Origin of the sequence: Chloracidobacterium validum (assembly GCF_018304825.1) — a bacterium.
GTDB classification, from domain to species: Bacteria; Acidobacteriota; Blastocatellia; order Chloracidobacteriales; family Chloracidobacteriaceae; genus Chloracidobacterium; species Chloracidobacterium validum.
Genome location: NZ_CP072648.1, coordinates 869,099 through 885,004, shown reverse-complemented (window position 1 = coordinate 885,004; position 15,906 = coordinate 869,099). Strand labels below are relative to the sequence as shown.

The 15,906-nt window shown below is 60.0% G+C and carries 13 protein-coding genes; 11 read left to right on the top strand and 2 right to left on the bottom strand.

Going from position 1 to position 15,906, the window contains the following annotated elements:
* Positions 1 to 2: 2 nt before the first annotated feature.
* Together xseA and J8C06_RS03760 are read right to left on the bottom strand one after the other, a co-directional pair.
* Positions 3 to 1,394: an exodeoxyribonuclease VII large subunit gene (xseA, locus tag J8C06_RS03765; protein ID WP_211429455.1), complete on the bottom strand. Its 1,392-nt coding sequence runs from the start codon at positions 1,392 to 1,394 to the stop codon at positions 3 to 5.
* 92 nt (positions 1,395 to 1,486) lie between these two features.
* A complete protein-coding gene (locus J8C06_RS03760; protein WP_211429454.1) occupies positions 1,487 to 3,049 on the bottom strand; it encodes a sugar transferase in 1,563 nt (520 codons plus the stop codon).
* A gap of 226 nt (positions 3,050 to 3,275) precedes the next feature.
* On the opposite strand from J8C06_RS03760, the gene J8C06_RS03755 reads away from it, so the two are divergent.
* The 11 genes from J8C06_RS03755 to rsmI all read left to right on the top strand — a co-directional run bounded on the left by J8C06_RS03755 (position 3,276) and on the right by rsmI (position 15,853).
* Positions 3,276 to 4,034, top strand: coding sequence for a metallophosphoesterase (locus J8C06_RS03755; RefSeq protein ID WP_211429453.1), 759 nt, complete (start codon positions 3,276 to 3,278; stop codon positions 4,032 to 4,034).
* Positions 4,034 to 5,206: an MFS transporter gene (locus J8C06_RS03750; protein WP_211429452.1), complete on the top strand. Its 1,173-nt coding sequence runs from the start codon at positions 4,034 to 4,036 to the stop codon at positions 5,204 to 5,206. The genes J8C06_RS03755 and J8C06_RS03750 overlap by 1 nt, the downstream gene beginning before the upstream one ends.
* A gap of 138 nt (positions 5,207 to 5,344) precedes the next feature.
* A complete protein-coding gene (locus J8C06_RS03745) occupies positions 5,345 to 6,577 on the top strand; it encodes a VWA domain-containing protein (protein ID WP_246602096.1) in 1,233 nt (410 codons plus the stop codon).
* Positions 6,558 to 7,292 (top strand): LolA family protein, encoded by a 735-nt coding sequence (locus J8C06_RS03740; protein WP_211429450.1) that lies wholly within the window; start codon positions 6,558 to 6,560, stop codon positions 7,290 to 7,292. The genes J8C06_RS03745 and J8C06_RS03740 overlap by 20 nt, the downstream gene beginning before the upstream one ends.
* A 224-nt stretch (positions 7,293 to 7,516) precedes the next feature.
* Complete coding sequence (locus J8C06_RS03735; protein ID WP_211429449.1) at positions 7,517 to 8,650, top strand: response regulator; 1,134 nt, start codon at positions 7,517 to 7,519, stop codon at positions 8,648 to 8,650.
* 189 nt (positions 8,651 to 8,839) lie between these two features.
* Entirely contained in the window at positions 8,840 to 10,045 is a 1,206-nt protein-coding gene (locus J8C06_RS03730) for an aminotransferase class I/II-fold pyridoxal phosphate-dependent enzyme (protein WP_246602076.1), read from the top strand.
* Between the two features lie 113 nt (positions 10,046 to 10,158).
* Complete coding sequence (sppA, locus tag J8C06_RS03725; RefSeq protein ID WP_211429448.1) at positions 10,159 to 11,979, top strand: signal peptide peptidase SppA; 1,821 nt, start codon at positions 10,159 to 10,161, stop codon at positions 11,977 to 11,979.
* A 69-nt stretch (positions 11,980 to 12,048) separates the two neighbouring features.
* Positions 12,049 to 13,200 (top strand): HD domain-containing phosphohydrolase, encoded by a 1,152-nt coding sequence (locus J8C06_RS03720; protein ID WP_211429447.1) that lies wholly within the window; start codon positions 12,049 to 12,051, stop codon positions 13,198 to 13,200.
* Between the two features lie 159 nt (positions 13,201 to 13,359).
* The gene (locus tag J8C06_RS03715; RefSeq protein WP_211429446.1) at positions 13,360 to 14,106 is read left to right on the top strand and encodes a YebC/PmpR family DNA-binding transcriptional regulator; all 747 of its coding nucleotides are present in this window, start codon (positions 13,360 to 13,362) and stop codon (positions 14,104 to 14,106) included.
* A 10-nt stretch (positions 14,107 to 14,116) separates the two neighbouring features.
* A complete protein-coding gene (locus J8C06_RS03710) occupies positions 14,117 to 14,980 on the top strand; it encodes an alpha/beta fold hydrolase (protein ID WP_211429445.1) in 864 nt (287 codons plus the stop codon).
* Between the two features lie 6 nt (positions 14,981 to 14,986).
* Entirely contained in the window at positions 14,987 to 15,853 is an 867-nt protein-coding gene (rsmI, locus tag J8C06_RS03705; protein WP_211429444.1) for a 16S rRNA (cytidine(1402)-2'-O)-methyltransferase, read from the top strand.
* Positions 15,854 to 15,906: the final 53 nt, after the last annotated feature.

Genomic DNA, 15,906 nt, shown 5'->3' with positions numbered 1-15,906 from the left:
GCCTACGGGCGCAGGGGCGCGTCCTCGGCGTCGGGCAGCGACCCGACGCTTTCAACTCGTCCGTGCAGGTAGCCGTCCGCCAGGCGAATGCGCAGGGGTTGACCGGGCTGAACGTCATCAACCGAGCGGACGATGCGCCCATCAGGATGCTGCGCCACCGCGTAACCCCGCGCCAGCACCCGCAGGGGCGACAGAGCTTCCAACCGGGCAAGAGCGCGCCCCAGACGGTGCTGTTCGCGCGTCATCCGCAACCGAGCAGCATTGACCAGCGCGCCAACCTGTCTGTCAACGACTTGGCGGCTAACCTGAAGCGTCGTTTCCCACGGGTAACGGTGGAGACGCCCCGCGTGTTGCTCCAGACGCGAACTTGCGAGTCGTAGCTTCCCCTGTATTGCCAACTGGAGGGCCAGCGTCAGCTCATCGCACTGCTGCACCGTGTCGCGCAAGCGCGCCTGCGTGTCAGCAAATGCCGGGTGGTGGGCCAGGGACTCCGTTCTGTTTCGTGCTTGTAGCCATCGAATCCGCATGGACTTGGCCAATGCCGAGGCACGCGCGTTCACATGCGCCAGCACATCGCCACGCCGCGCCGCCACCATCTCGGCCGCGGCCGAAGGTGTTGGGGCGCGCAGGTCGGCAACAAAGTCGGCAATGGTGACGTCAATCTCATGCCCGACAGCCGAAATCACCGGAATGCGAGAAGCGGCAATGGCCCGCGCGACTTCCTCCGTATTGAACGCCCACAGTGACTCGGCGCTCCCACCGCCCCGCCCCACGATGAGCACATCCACTGGAAAGCCTGAGTCGTTGTGCTCGCTGAACCACCGAACGCCGGCCGCGATGTGGGGCGCAGCTTCAACGCCTTCGACCGGCGCCGGGTAAAGCAAAACGCTTACCCCATCGTTTCGCCGACGCAGCACGTTGAGGATATCGTGAAGCGCAGCCCCGGTGGACGAGGTCACAATCCCAATGCGACGCGGAATCAGCGGTAACGGGCGCTTGCGCTCTGGCGCGAACAACCCTTCCAGATTGAGCTTGGCTTTGAGCTGTTCAAAGGCCATCTGCTGCGCCCCAACGCCCACCGGCGACATGGCTTCGACCGTGAGCTGGTACTCACCCTTTGGCGCATAGACGGTTATTCGCCCCCGACAAACGACATGCTGGCCATTTTGCGGGCGAAAGCGAATCCGGTAGTTGGTGCCTTTCCAGCAGGCGCACCGGATTTGCGCCTGGGCATCCTTGAGCGTGAAATACCAGTGGCCCGATGTATGCGCAACGAAGTTTGAAAGCTCACCTTCGACAGTGACTTCGCCAAACTCACGTTCTAGTTGCCGCCGAATCTGTGCAGTCAGGGCGGAAACCGTAAGCGGTGGCGGTGGCTCTAGAACGTTCTGCATTGGTGCGCGCGCGATTGCTTATGCGAGGAGCAGGGTGCTGTCCGCGGAAAGTTCTATCTGAAGGTTCTATCTGAAGGCTAGCCTGTGTTGCCTCAGTACGTGTTGTCACCCCGAAGCACAACCGGGATGGTGCGCAGCAGAATCTTGATGTCGAGCCACAGCGACCAGTTTTCAATGTAGTACACATCCAGTCGCACCATCTGCTCGAAGGTGAGCCGGTTGCGTCCAGAGACCTGCCACAACCCGGTCACGCCGCCCTTCACGCTGAAACGGGTGCGGTGCCAGTCTTGATACTCGGCCACTTCATAGGGGATTGGCGGACGCGGACCGACCAAGCTCATCTCGCCCTTGAGGACGTTCCACAAGTTTGGAAGTTCATCGAGGCTGTAGCGGCGAATCCACTTTCCGACCTTGGTCAGCCGTGGGTCGTTGAACACCTTGCCATAGAGTGGCTTCCCGCGCGTTCCTCGATTGGCACGGGAGGGATACTTGATGGTCTCAACCATGAGTCGCCGATGAATTTCATCCGTGGCGTCAGCATACATCGAGCGGAACTTGAGCATTTGAAACGTCCGTCCATCCATGCCAACACGCTCTTGCCGGTAGAAAATTGGGCCTGGTGATTCGCGGCGGATGGCAATGGCGATGAGCGCCAGCACGGGTGACAACACAATCAGACCCACAGCAGCGCCAATCACATCCAGCCCCCGCTTGAGAAACCGATTGATCCCCGAAAGTGGATCGCGGAAAAGCTGGATCATCGGCAGCGAACCGAGTTGCTCAATCTGCGTTTTTTCCGGCAGACAGTTAAACAGACTGGGCACGACACGGAAGTTGAGATGGTGCTTCCGCCCGGCGTTCATCATGGCGTTGAAAATGCGCCGTGGGTGCAGATGGGCGTCCGTAATCAGGACTTCCTTGATGCCCAGCGCGCGGGCCAGCTCCGGCAGGTCGTCGAACGTGCCGATGACGGGCACATCCTCGATCATATCCGGCAGGTCGGAAACGCGGTCATCGGTTGCCAGCACGCCCAGCACCTTGTAGCCCAGGCGCGGCGACTCGTTGATTTCAGCGATGCAGACACGCGCCTCCTCGCCGGCACCAACGACGAAGGCTGGGATCAAATCATGGCCTTCATTGCGCACCCAGGACTGCGCCTGGCGCAGCATGACCCGGCTGGCGACGACCAGAAACAGCATCAATGCCCAGTCGCAAACAAAGACGACCCGCGATAGAAACAACGGCTGGTCAAGAATGCCCCGGTGAAAAAACAGTAGGGTGACAAAGCCATAGATGCAACCAAGCGAGACCCCCTTGAAAGCGCCAAGGAGGTCATCGGAGTATCGAAATGCCCCCCGCAGCCGATAGAGTCCGTAGTGCCGCAGCGTCAGCAACCGCACGATGAGCAGGGTTGGCAAAAAAGGCACATAAGGCGTGAAAGATGGCTCAACCTGCCAGAACGTCGAGGCAATCCAAATGCCAGCGGCCAGCGATCCGGTGGCTGCCAGGGCATCAAAGAGCAGAAGCCCGGCAATGACCACGTGGCCGAGTGAGTGAAACGTCGTGTCGCTAACCGAAGGTAGGAGTGAACGAACAAACGGGACAGCGGTGGACGATGAAGAAGTCCCAAGCGGCGGCAGTGTTGTTTGTGACATGTTTTGTTTCAATAATAACGAAACGAACGATGATGCCTGATCACCGGGCTAGCTTACGGAATGCCACCCAGGATTTCATTACTTCATTGCGGTAATTTCAACCAAATTTTCTTAAAAAGCCTGCTTTCTCATAGAAGCTACGTCATTTTGAGACGTTGGGACGTGAAAAAGTTTGATCAAATCGGTGGGCTATCAGTTTCGGCTCGCTGACCAAGTACTTCGGCCTATGCGCGTGTTTGCTCTCGGCGACCCTCACCTGTCCTTTGCCAAACCCAAACCCATGCACATCTTCGGGGAGCAATGGCGCGATCACGCCAACAAAATTGCCGCGGCCTGGACGCGGATCGGCACGCCTGACGACCTACTCCTGCTCGTCGGCGATCTGTCCTGGGCGATGCGCAGCGACGATGTTCGCCCTGACCTCGACTGGATTGCCCGTCTTCCCGGACGAAAGCTCATCATTCGTGGCAATCATGACTTTTGGTGGCATTCCCTATCCAAGGTGCGGGCGTTGGTTGACTCCTCGGTGATCCCCTTGCAAGCCAACTGTGTCATCATCCAGCGGATTGCCTTTGTGGGCACGCGCGGCTGGCAGTGTCCGGGCGATGAACCGAGCACGGATGCGTTTGAGCGGCAGGAAGCGGTCATCCGTCGTGAGAAGCCGCGTCAAGCGTACACGGCTCAGGATTGGAAAATTTATGAGCGCGAAGTCGGCCGACTGCGCCTTGGGCTGGAGGCTGCCCATCAACAACGGGCGAATTTCGACCGATTGGTGGTCATGTTGCACTACCCACCAATGAATGCGCGGCACGAGCCAAGCGGATTTACCCAGTTGCTGGAAGCTTACGAAGCCGACTGGTGCGTGTATGGTCATCTCCACGGCGCGGCAATTGCCACCGCCTTCACTGGGCGACTCGGACGGACACGCATCCAGCTCGTCAGCGCCGACAGCGTTGACTTCACGCCCTTCCAGCTTGAACTCTGATGGTTGCCCAGCGCCCAATCTCCCGGCCGATTATTCTGCTTGGCCTGGTCAGTCTATTGACCGACATGGCCAGCGAGATGCTGTACCCCATTGCTCCACTTTATCTGACCGGTCCCCTGGGCGCGTCGTTGATCCTGGTTGGCCTGCTGGAAGGCCTGGCCGAGGGCATGGGGGGGATTCTCAAAGGGTATTTTGGGGCGCTGTCAGACCGGCTTGGAACGCGCGCGCCGTTTGTCCGCGCCGGCTACACGCTGTCGGCATTTTCCAAACCGCTTCCCGGACTGTGGCCGGCGGCCTCGGCGGTGGCACTCGGCCGACTGGCCGACCGGCTGGGTAAGGGACTGCGCAGCGCCCCACGCGATGCGCTGCTGGCAAGCCATGCTCCGATTGGCGCGCAGGGGCGTGTTTTCGGCTTTCACCGCGCCATGGATACTGCCGGGGCCGTGCTGGGCCCATTGGCCGCGCTGGCTTTTCTCGCCTTACGGCCAGGTGACTATGCAACCCTGTTTCTTCTGGCCTTTCTGCCCGGCATCTTGGCTGTGCTGTGCGTGTGGCGCGTCCAAGACGTGCCCTTCCAGCCGGCCTCGTCGCGGCGCTTTGCTCCCCTGGCAGTGCTGTCGTACTGGAAGCAGTCGCCACCCGACTACCGCCGCCTTGTAATTGCTCTGACATTGTTTGGACTGGTCAACAGCAGCGACGTGTTTCTCATTCTCAAAGCCAAGCAGGCGGGGTTTTCAGACACCGCTGCCATTGGTGGTTATGTGCTTTACAACGCCGTCTATACGCTGGCAGCTTACCCGGCTGGAGACCTTGCCGACCGCTTGGGGAAACGGCGGGTCATCGGCTGGGGGCTTGGGTTATACGCTGCCGTGTACGTTGGCTTTGCGCTGCTTACCCAAGCCTGGCAGGCCTGGGTGTGCTTTGCTATCTACGGACTCTATGCCGCCGCAACGGAAGGCGTCAGCAAGGCCTGGATTGCAGAGATTGTCCCACCCGAGCAACGGGGCGCAGCGATTGGCCTGCAAACGATGCTGGCGAGTCTGAGCGTGGTAGTGGCCAGTACCACTGCCGGACTGCTCTGGGAAAAACTCGACCCAACGGCTCCCTTCTGGGTCGCCGCCGGTGGCGCCTGGCTGGCGTTGTTTTGGCTGCGCGCCACAACCCGCGCCTAATGCCCTGAACTTGCGGCACTTGTCGTTTCCGGTCCGGTGTGACAAAAGAGGAACTGGGGCGACAACAGGCAACGCCGGCGGCGAGTCCTGCGACAAACCCAAGAGAATCTTTGATTTGGAGGTAGTGACGTGAACCTGATGCAGTCCCTTGGTTATGGCTCCGGCCGTTACGCCGCCATCATCTTGTGCCTTATTTCCGTTGGCTTGCCGGCTGTCGTGCCGCCACGGACCGCCCAGGCGCAATCGGGCGCAACTCGCAAAACACCTCCACCATCCCCAGAAAACGACAAACCCAACCGGACACTTCCCGATGAGAAACCGGCAGCGCCGCCCAGAGATGCCGCCCAGGACGGGCAAGACCCAAACCGCCCCATGGGGACACCACGCCGTCGCCCTCCGACCAAAGCCCCAACCACGGATGATGAAGGTAACATCATTGTGTTGTCCACCGATGTCGTCAACTTGGAAGTCGTCGTTTACGACAAAAAAACCGGCCGCATCTTTACCGACCTCAAGCCGGCCAACTTCACGATTTTGGAAGATGGGGTCAAGCAGGACATCACCAACTTTCAAGTTGGCGACAGCGCCATTACGCTGGTGATGATCCTGGAGTATAGCCGGGTCATCGGCCCGCTGGTCTTTGAAGTGCTCGAACCGGCTGCCCAGTTCATCGAGCGCTTTGTCCGGGCCAACGACTACATCTCGATTGTTCCCTTTGACATTCGCCCAAAAGTTCTCACCGATTTCACGAATGACCCCGCCGTACTGCGGTCGAGCATCGCGCTCCTGTATCGCAACTTCCCGGCGTTCACCGAAAGCAACCTGTTCGATACGCTGAAGTTTGTCATCAAGGGCGGGAAGCTCGACGGCGAGGATTACACCGGATTGGAAGAAGTCCAGGGACGCACGGCCATTCTGCTCATCGCACTCGGCATTGATACCTTTAGCCGCATCAACTACGACCAGGCGCGCAAGATTGTCGAAAACGCCGGCGTGCCGGTCTATTGCATTGGCATCGGCAACCTCTTTTACAAGCTCAACGACCCACGCCTGTCGCCGGAAACCAACCTGACCTTTCTCCAGGCGTTCAACACACTTCGCACCTTTGCCGATAGCTCCGGCGGGCGCTACTTCCCGGTGACCTTTGTGGGTGAACTGCCGACCACCCTGCGCTCGATTGACGCGCTGCTGCGCAACCAATACAGCATCGGCTATGAACCCACCAACCCGCGCCGCGAAGGCAAGCGCCGGAAGATTGAAGTCCTGGTGGATATTGACGGCGACGGCAAGCCCGACAACAAGCGGTTGGAACTCCAATACCGCCGGAGCTATGTCGAGCCAGGGGGCAACAATGGTAAGCGCAAAAAGTAGCGCCCGCGCTGCAAGTGGTGACTGTGCGGCGCGGCGGCGGTTTCTTGTCCAGTCGCTCTGGGCCGGCGGCAGCTTCGCCGTGGGCTGGAATCTGGCCGGTCGGTCGGCCGTGAGCCACGCGGCGTGGCCCGCGCCGGAGGACGCCCGCGAACTGCTGGCCGGTGTCCTGCGGCGCTACGGACGGCTCAAGGCGCTGACGGCTGATTTCATCCAGGTTCACCAAGGACGGCAAACGCTGCGCGAACAGGGGACGCTCGCGCTCAAACGCAACGGCCGGATGCGCTGGGACTACGCGGCTCCCAACGTCAAGCAGTTTTTGTGCGATGGCAAGCAAACCTACTTTTACAGCGCGACACGGCAGCGCTACACCGTTGAGCCGGTTCGCGCCAGCCGCGACCCACGCACGCCGTTTTTGTTCCTCCTTGGCGACCAGCGCGCCGCGCGGCTGTTCACTCGTGTGGAACGTGCCGCCGACCCGCCTACGCGCGCCGGGTACGTCGTGCTGCGACTGACGCCGCGCGAACGAATCGAGCTTGTGACCGCCGTTTTGGTAGAGTGCCACCCGACCAACTTTGAGTTGACGCGCATTGCACTGTTGAGCGCCACCGGCGACCGCGACGACTTCCTGCTCTCAAATATCGTTGAAAATCCGGTTCTGCCGGAATCGCTTTTTGAGTTCACGCCACCGCCTGGCGCGCAACGCGCTACGCCATAGCCTGTCCCGCTTGGCTCCGAATCTGTGCAAAAGTGAACACTCGTTTCAGCTTGCTATGTCAGGTTGACATAGCGCGGCTCTGGCAAGCGCGCGTCACATCACCGCTGCAAAAAGTCTAAGTACTTGCTCTACAACCTGTTGACGCCTTTTTTGCGCGTTGGGGAAAAGGTGGCACGGCAGTTGCCCATAGGTAAGGCAGCCAGTTCATCCCTGAGATGCCGACCATGCCTACCGTGCTCATCGTAGATGACGAGTCATTCTTCCTCGACAGTGTGGTTGAGGGGCTTTCCGCTGCGCTTCCGGGCGTCACCTTTCTCAAGGCCCACCACGGCGAAGAAGCCCTGCACCAGCTTGAACGATCTCCAGTGGACGCTCTGGTAACCGACCTGAAAATGCCGGTCGTGGATGGCTTTCAGTTGCTGGCGCAGTTGACACAACGACCAGCGCCACCGGCCGTCATTGTGATGACGGCCTTTGGCACGGCGGATATCGAACGCAGAGTTCGTCGGCATGGGATTGCCGATTACATTGAAAAGCCGATTGACCTCCAGGCACTTGCCAACAGCTTGCGCCAGGCGCTTGCCCAGCGCGCTGGCGGCTATTTGCAGGGGATTAGCCTTTCCAGCTTCCTTCAGCTTCTGGGCCTCGAGCGCAAGTCCTGCCGCCTGGTCATCCGTCAAGCCGCCCAAGTTGGCGAGCTATGGTTTGAACAGGGGCAGGTTGTCCATGCGGTGGTGGGCGACTTGCAGGGCGAGGCGGCTGCCCATGTCATCGTCGCGTGGGAAAGCCCGGAGATTGCGCTGCACCCGGCAGCCAGACCTTCTCAACGCACGGTTCATGCCGACCTTGACCAGTTGCTGCTCGACGCTCACCGCCTTTTCGACGAGCAACAGCGCGAAGGAACTGTTCCCCAGGCGACCCTAACTGAACCTTTTTCGATGGACGAGGCAAGTCCTCGCCAATCCACAACCACCTCACAGGAGACCTACAACATGGCTAACATCAAGGAATCACTCACGGCAGTCATGGACATCGAAGGCTGCATTGGCGCGGCGCTCGCCGATTGGAAAAGCGGCATGTGCCTTGGCACCATCGGCGGCACGCCAACGTACAATCTCGAAATCGCAGCCGCCGGCAACACCGAGGTTGTCCGCGCCAAGATGAAAGCTGTCGCAAACCTCAACCTCAAGGAAACGGTTGAGGACATTCTCATTACGCTCGACACCCAGTACCACCTCATCAGAATGGTCAAAAGTGCGCCGAATCTGTTTTTTTACGTTGCCATCAAAAAAGACACCGGCAATTTGGCGCTCGCGCGGCACAAGCTCAACCAAATCGAAAGCTCGCTTGTTGTGTAGGACGGTCCTTTTCGGGGAGACGTTCCGGAACGGTCGCGCAAACCGTTCCGGAACCTGTCTCTCATGACAGGACAACCAAGGTCGTCAGTTGCGATTAGAGCACGATTTCGCTACAACGTAGCCATCCAGGCTATGGCTTGTAAGAATTTCGGCAGCGGTTTGGCACATGCGGCTGCCGTGAGGTAAAGCATGATGACGACGGCGACCCTGTTTCGTCCGGCCGAACGGACGAAAAATTACAACTATGCGATTCGCAACATTGTGGCGGCGGCCAAGGCCGTCGAAGCCGAAGGGCGTTCGGTCACGTACCTCAACATCGGCGATCCGGTCCTGTACGGCTTGCAGCCGCCGGCGTCCCTGATGGAAGCCATGGCGCGCGCCGTCCGGGAGGGGCACAACGGCTATGCGCCCTCCGTTGGCACCGTGGCGGCCCGCGAAGCCATCGTTCGGGATGCCGAAGCGCGTGGGGTCTATCTTTCCCCAGACGATGTGGTGGTCAGTTCCGGAGCGTCGGAAGCCGCCGACATGCTCCTGAGCGCGCTCCTTGAACCCGGTGACGACGTGCTTACCCCCTGCCCGACGTATCCGCTCTACACGGCGATTACGGCCAAGCTGGGCGCGCGTGAAAACTACTATCGGCTTGACCCGGCGCAGGGGTGGACGCCCGACCCGGACGACATTCGGGCCAAGATCACGCCGCGCACCCGCGCCATCGTCATCATCAATCCCAACAACCCCTGTGGTTCGGTTTACGATGCCCGACTGCTGATGGAGCTGCTGACCATTGCCGAAGAGCATCAGTTGGTCGTCATTGCTGACGAAGTGTACTGCCGATTGACCTACGGCCCGCCACCGCCACCGATGGCGCAGCTTGCCGCCGGGATGGATGTGCCGGTCGTCACCCTGGAAAGCCTTTCCAAATCACATCTTGTTCCCGGTTGGCGCGTTGGCTGGATGACCTACACCAACACCCAGCGCTTTGGTGACGTCATCGCGGCTACCCGCAAGATTGCTGAGGCTCGGATTTGCAGCCCACTCCCGACGCAACAGGTGCTCCCAACCGCACTGGCGGATCAACAGCATCTGCCGGGACTGATTGAAGCAATGAAGCTGCGGGCAACCATCACGGTTGAACTGCTGAACGCGATTCCGGGCGTGAACTGTGTCGCGCCGCAGGCGGCATTCTATGTCATGGGACAGGTCGAAGACTTGAAGGGACAAACTGACGAAGCCTTCGTGCTGGCGCTCCTGCGGGCCACCGGCGTGCTGTTTGTCCATGGCTCTGGTTTTGGGCTGAATCCGCACGACGGCTACTTCCGCATCGTTTTCTTACCCCCACCCGATACGTTGCGCGAGGTCTATGCCAAACTTGCCAACTTTATTCGGCAGCGGTGAGTCGTCACCTGTATAGTCCGCGCAACTAAACTTGGCTCAGGCGCTGCCGGTCTTTCGCGGATGCCGTGGCCGGGTTCATAGCTAGTTCACGTGGAGCGAGGGAAACGAGTCAGATGCGAGATTTTCTGAAGTATGTTTTTGCCAGCCTGACCGGTACGCTGATTTTTTTCGGACTCATCGTTGGGGTCGGGCTCTTGCTCTTGGCCTCACTCGCCTCGCTGTCGGGTGGGCGTAGCAGCGACCCTACCGTCCAGGACAAAACCATTCTCGTCTTTGATCTTTCGGCGACGATTTCCGACATCGCGCCCAGTGACGACGGCCGCGAGGTGGATGTTCAGCGGCTCCTGCGCGGCAGTGGCGGGCGCGTCTTGCCGCTGAGTACGGCACTGGACTGCCTCGACAAGGCGACGAACGATAAGCGCGTGGTGGGGCTTTACCTCCACGGCAACCTTGCGACCGAAGGCTACGGCTCCGGCTTTGCTGCGCTGCGCGAAGTCCGCGAAGCGCTCCTCCGCTTCAAAGCCTCCAAGAAGCCGATTTACGCCTACAACCAAGTGTACAGCGAGCGGGACTACTACCTGATGTCGGTCGCCGACAAAATTTTCCTCAACCCCTTTGGCGCCATTGAAATGAACGGCTTGGCCTCGGAAATGATGTTTCTCGGGGACGCCTTCAAAAAGTATGGCGTGGGCATCCAGGTGACGCGCGTCGGCAAATACAAGTCGGCTGTTGAGCCGCTCATCCTCGACAAGATGAGTCCCGAAAGCCGCGAACAGACGCAGAAGTTGCTCGATGATGTGTGGGGCGAGTTTGTCGGCAGCGTCGCTGCCGCCCGCCAACTGACGCCCGACGACATCCAGCGCTTGGCCAATGAAAAAGCCGTTCTAGTTGGCGAGGATGCAGTGGCGTCCAAACTTGTGGATCAAACGGCCTATTTCGATCAGGTGCTGGCCGATCTGCGCAAGTTGAGCGGGGTCACCAACGCGAACGAACCGTTCCGCCAGGTCAATTTGGCGACCTATGCGCGGGTGTCACGGCGCTCACTGGGCATGGAGCGCACCTCGCGCAACATCATCGCCGTGGTGTATGCCGAAGGGGATATCGTGGACGGACCGGGCAGCGATGGCCAGATCGGCGGTGACCGGCTCGCCAAGGAGCTTCGCAAGCTCCGGCAGGATGACCAAATCAAAGCCTTTGTCCTGCGCGTCAATAGCCCTGGCGGCAGCGCCTTGGCGTCAGAAGTGATTCGGCGCGAACTGGCGGAAATCCGCGCCGCCGGCAAGCCGGTTGTCATCTCGATGGGAACGGTTGCGGCTTCGGGCGGGTATTGGATTTCAACGGCCAGCGACAAAATCTTTGCCGCTCCAAACACCATTACCGGCTCGATTGGTGTGTTTGGCATTTTACCCAACATTCAAAAGCTCGCCGGTGACTACGGCGTGAAGTGGGACACGGCCAAAACCAACCGCTACGCTGACTTGGGCACGATTACCCGTCCCAAGACCGACGATGAACTCAAACTCATTCAAGCCAATGTGGACCGGATTTATGACGAATTCCTGTCCCGCGTGGCCGAGGCCCGGAAACTGCCCAAGGAAACCGTCCAGGAGATTGCCCAGGGGCGCGTCTGGTCTGGCGCCGAAGCCAAGCGGCTTGGACTGGTTGACGAGCTTGGGGGGATGGAAGCCGCCATCCAGGCGGCCAGTGAGTTGGCCAAGCTTGGCGCTGACTGGAAGATTGCCGAATATCCAAAGCGACGCAACTTCGCGGAACAACTTGCCAAGATATTCGCCGATGAAGAGCCAGACCGCCTGGTGCAGGGGCCCCTCCAGCGCGAGTTGGAGCGCCTGTGGACTGAAACGGCAGCACTGGCTGCACTCAACGACCCACTTGGTGTATATGCACGTTTACCGTTCACACTCCGCTTCGACTGAAGCATTCCCCCGTGGGCGAGTTGCGCCAAACCCAGAGACAGCGCTTCGCCCGCAAGAGAGCTGAAAACCATGGATGAGGCGCGCATTCGGGACGCTCGGATTCTTGTTGTTGACGATCTCGAACTAAACATCAAGCTACTGGAAAATCTGCTCGCGGAAGCTGGCTACCGCCGGGTTTTCAGCACGACGGATGCGCGACAGGTTGCGGAACTCTACCGTGAACTGTCGCCCGACCTAGTGCTGCTCGACCTCCACATGCCGCATCGGAATGGTTTTCAGGTCATGGAAGACCTCCGTGAGATTGAGCGGGATTCGTACATTCCGGTGCTGGTGTTGACTGGACTACCCGACCACGCCACCCGGCTTCGCGCCCTTGAGGCTGGCGCCCGCGACTTTCTCAGCAAACCCTTTGAGCACATCGAAGCACTGACGCGCATCCGCAACATGATTGAGGTGCGGCTACTGCACAACGATGTCCGCGAACAGAACCGGCATCTTGAAGAAAAGGTGCGCGAGCGCACCCACCAGCTCCGCGAGACACAACTCGAAATTGTGCGCCGCTTGGGACGGGCCGCCGAATACCGGGACAACGTGACCGGCATGCATGTCATTCGCATGAGTCATTACTGTGCCGAACTGGCCCGCGCGATTGGTTGGAAAGAAGAAGCCTGCGAAATGCTGCTTCACGCGAGCCCGATGCATGATATTGGCAAAATTGGCATTCCCGACCGGATTTTGCTCAAGGAAGGCAAGCTTACGGCGGAAGAATGGGAGGTGATGAAGTCGCATGCGGCCATTGGCGCGGAACTTCTTAGCGGCTCCACGTCGCCGCTGATGCAAATGGCCATGGAGATTGCCCTGTCGCATCATGAAAAGTGGGATGGCTCAGGCTATCCACAGGGTCTCAAGGGCGAGGAGATTCCTATCGTCGGACGGATCGTGGCGCTCTGCGATGTTTTCGACGCGCTGACGACGGAGCGTCCTTACAAGCAGGCCTGGCCGGTCGAAGATGTCATTGCTGAACTCGACCGCCAAAGTGGCAAGCACTTCGACCCTGACTTGGTTGAAACATTTAAGTCCATTTTGCCCAAGATTTTACAAATCCGTGAACGCTATACGGAACGCGCCGCCACCGCGGCTGCCAAGTACAGCGGCAGCCACCAACGGTTGATCCCCGACGAGAAGCACCACCTCCCACCATATTTTCAACCACAGAGTTGAACCCAAGGATGCGCCAAGCGCGCCGCAAACCCGCGGGAGCGACGGCTGTGCGCCGCGCCCGCCGGCTCGCCGTTGTGAGCGGTGACCCTGCTGGCCATGCTAAAGTCGAATTCACGGACCACCTTTTCAACATCGTTTTGCTGAGGAAGACCAAAAGTCATGTCTGGTCATAGTAAATGGCACACCATCAAACACAAAAAAGGCGCGCTCGACGCCAAACGCGGCAAGATTACGACGCGGCTGGTCAAGGAGCTGACCGTTGCGGCGCGGGTTGGCGGGGGCGATCCGGCCGCCAACCCGCGCTTGCGCAAAGCCATCTCGGATGCCAAGGCTGAAAACATCCCGAACGACACCATTGAGCGCGCAATCAAGCGCGGCACAGGTGAGATCGAAGGGGCGACCTACGAAGAAATCGTTTATGAAGGGTACGGCCCGGCCGGTGTGGCGATTTTACTTGAAGCCGCCACCGACAACCGAAACCGCACGGTGAGCGAGCTGCGGCACCTCTTTTCCAAGAATGGTGGGAATCTGGGTGAATCCGGGAGTGTCAGTTGGCTGTTTGATCCCAAGGGCGTCATCACCCTCGACAAGGATGTGAAGTCCGAAGAAGAACTCTTCGAGATTGCGGTTGGTGCCGGTGCCGAAGACCTGCGCGACCTGGGCGACTACTGGGAAATTCAAACCCAACCGGAAGCCTTCGAGAGCGTCCTGACGGCGCTGAAGTCAGCCAGCATACCGACCCTCTCGGCCGATCTGACGCGCGTCCCAAAGACACTGGTCAAGCTCGAAGGCAAGGATGCCCAGCAGATGCTCAAGCTTTATGACGCGCTCGACGATCACGATGACGTACAGAAGATTTCCACTAACTTCGAGATGGATGATGCCGAGTTCGACAAGCTGAAGTAGTCATCACCCTATGTCGTCACTCGCTGAACCACCCGTGAATGCGCTGACGTCCATCTGGACGTGGCGCGGTCAGCGCATTCACTACGCCCGCCGCGGTGACGGCCCGCCAGTCCTGCTTGTTCACAGCCTCAACGCCGCGGCTTCAGCCTATGAGATGCGCCGGGTCTTTCTTGGACTGGAAGACGCCTTCGACGTCATTGCCCCAGACTTGCCCGGCTTTGGGGCATCGGAACGGCGGCGGATGGATTACACGGCACCGCTGTATGTGGATTTCATCCTAGATTTCTGCCGTGACCGAATTGGGATGCCCTGCCATGTGATTGCCAGTTCACTGGGGGCAGCCTATGTCATCCGGGCCGCCAGCCTGGCCCCGGAACTGTTTGAGAAGCTCATCCTCATTGTGCCGACCGGGATTCGGGCCCTGGCCGATGAGCGCCCGACGCGCTTACGGCGTGCCCTGCGTACCATCTTGTTCTCACCGGTTGGAACTCTGCTTTTCAGACTCCTGAGGACCCGCCCGGTCATCCGCTACTTCATGACGACGCAGGGCTTTCACAATCCGGCGTGCTTCACGCCAGAGCACGCGGATTATCTCTACCGGACGATGCGCGCCAACAATGCCAAATATGCGCCGGTCGCTTTTCTGACGGGCATGGCCAACTGTGACGTCAGCGACCGCTTCGGGCGGCTCTCCCATCCGGTGCAACTGGTATGGGGCAAGCAGGCCCGGACGACGCCAGCGCGCCAGGCTGAAGATTTTCTGGCGCGGAAGCCAGATGCGCAACTGGCGCTCTTCGACGCTTGCGCGCTGCTTCCGCACGACGAGCAGGCCGCGCAGTTCAACCAGCTTGCCAAACGCTTTCTGCGCGCCTGACGCCCGATGCCGCTCTACGTCGTTCCCACGCCCATTGGCAACTTGGAAGACATCACCTACCGCGCCATCCGGGTGCTACGTGAAGCCGACCTGATTGCCTGCGAAGACACCCGCCGGACGCGCCACCTCTTGCACCACTACGGCATCACCACGCCCACGGTGAGCTATCACGAGCACAACGAGCGCGACCGAACGCGCGACTTGCTCCAGCGATTGCGAAGCGGACTCTCCGTGGCGCTGGTCAGCGATGCCGGAACGCCACTGATCTCCGATCCCGGCGCGCACTTGGTTCAAGCTGCTCTTGCCGAGGGGCTACCGGTCACCGCGCTGCCGGGCGCGTGCGCGGCGGTCACGGCGTTGAGCGCGTCCGGGCTGCCAACGGAAGGGTTTCGCTTTGTCGGCTTTCCTCCAGCCAAAGCCAATGCGCGACGGATGGCGCTCGAAGCCCTGGCAGATGAACCAGTCACGCTCGTGTTTTACGAAGCCCCCCATCGTCTCCAGACCTTCCTGCGCGACGCCCAGGTGGTTCTGGGCGAACGCCCGGCCGTGGCCGCGCGCGAGATCACCAAGCTGCATGAAACCTATGTGCGGGGCACGCTCACGGACATCCTTGCCCATTTCGAGGCCACGCCCCCGCGTGGCGAACTGGTACTGCTCATCGCCGGAAAAACCGCCGAGGCGCTCCCGCCGCCGAGTGAAGCGGCGCTGATGACCGAAGTCGCCCGGCTTGTCGCCCAGGAGGGACTGAGTGCGATGGAAGCCGTCAAACAGACGGCGCGGCGCTACGGGCTGCCCCGCCGACAAGTCTATCAGCAGTGGCTCCGGCGCTCTGACCGCCCCAGCGCGGAAGGTGAGCGCGGAACGGGTCACTGACGGCGATGTGTTGTTTACCTTTGCCAGTTGTGAGAGTTTAGTTTCCCAAGCCC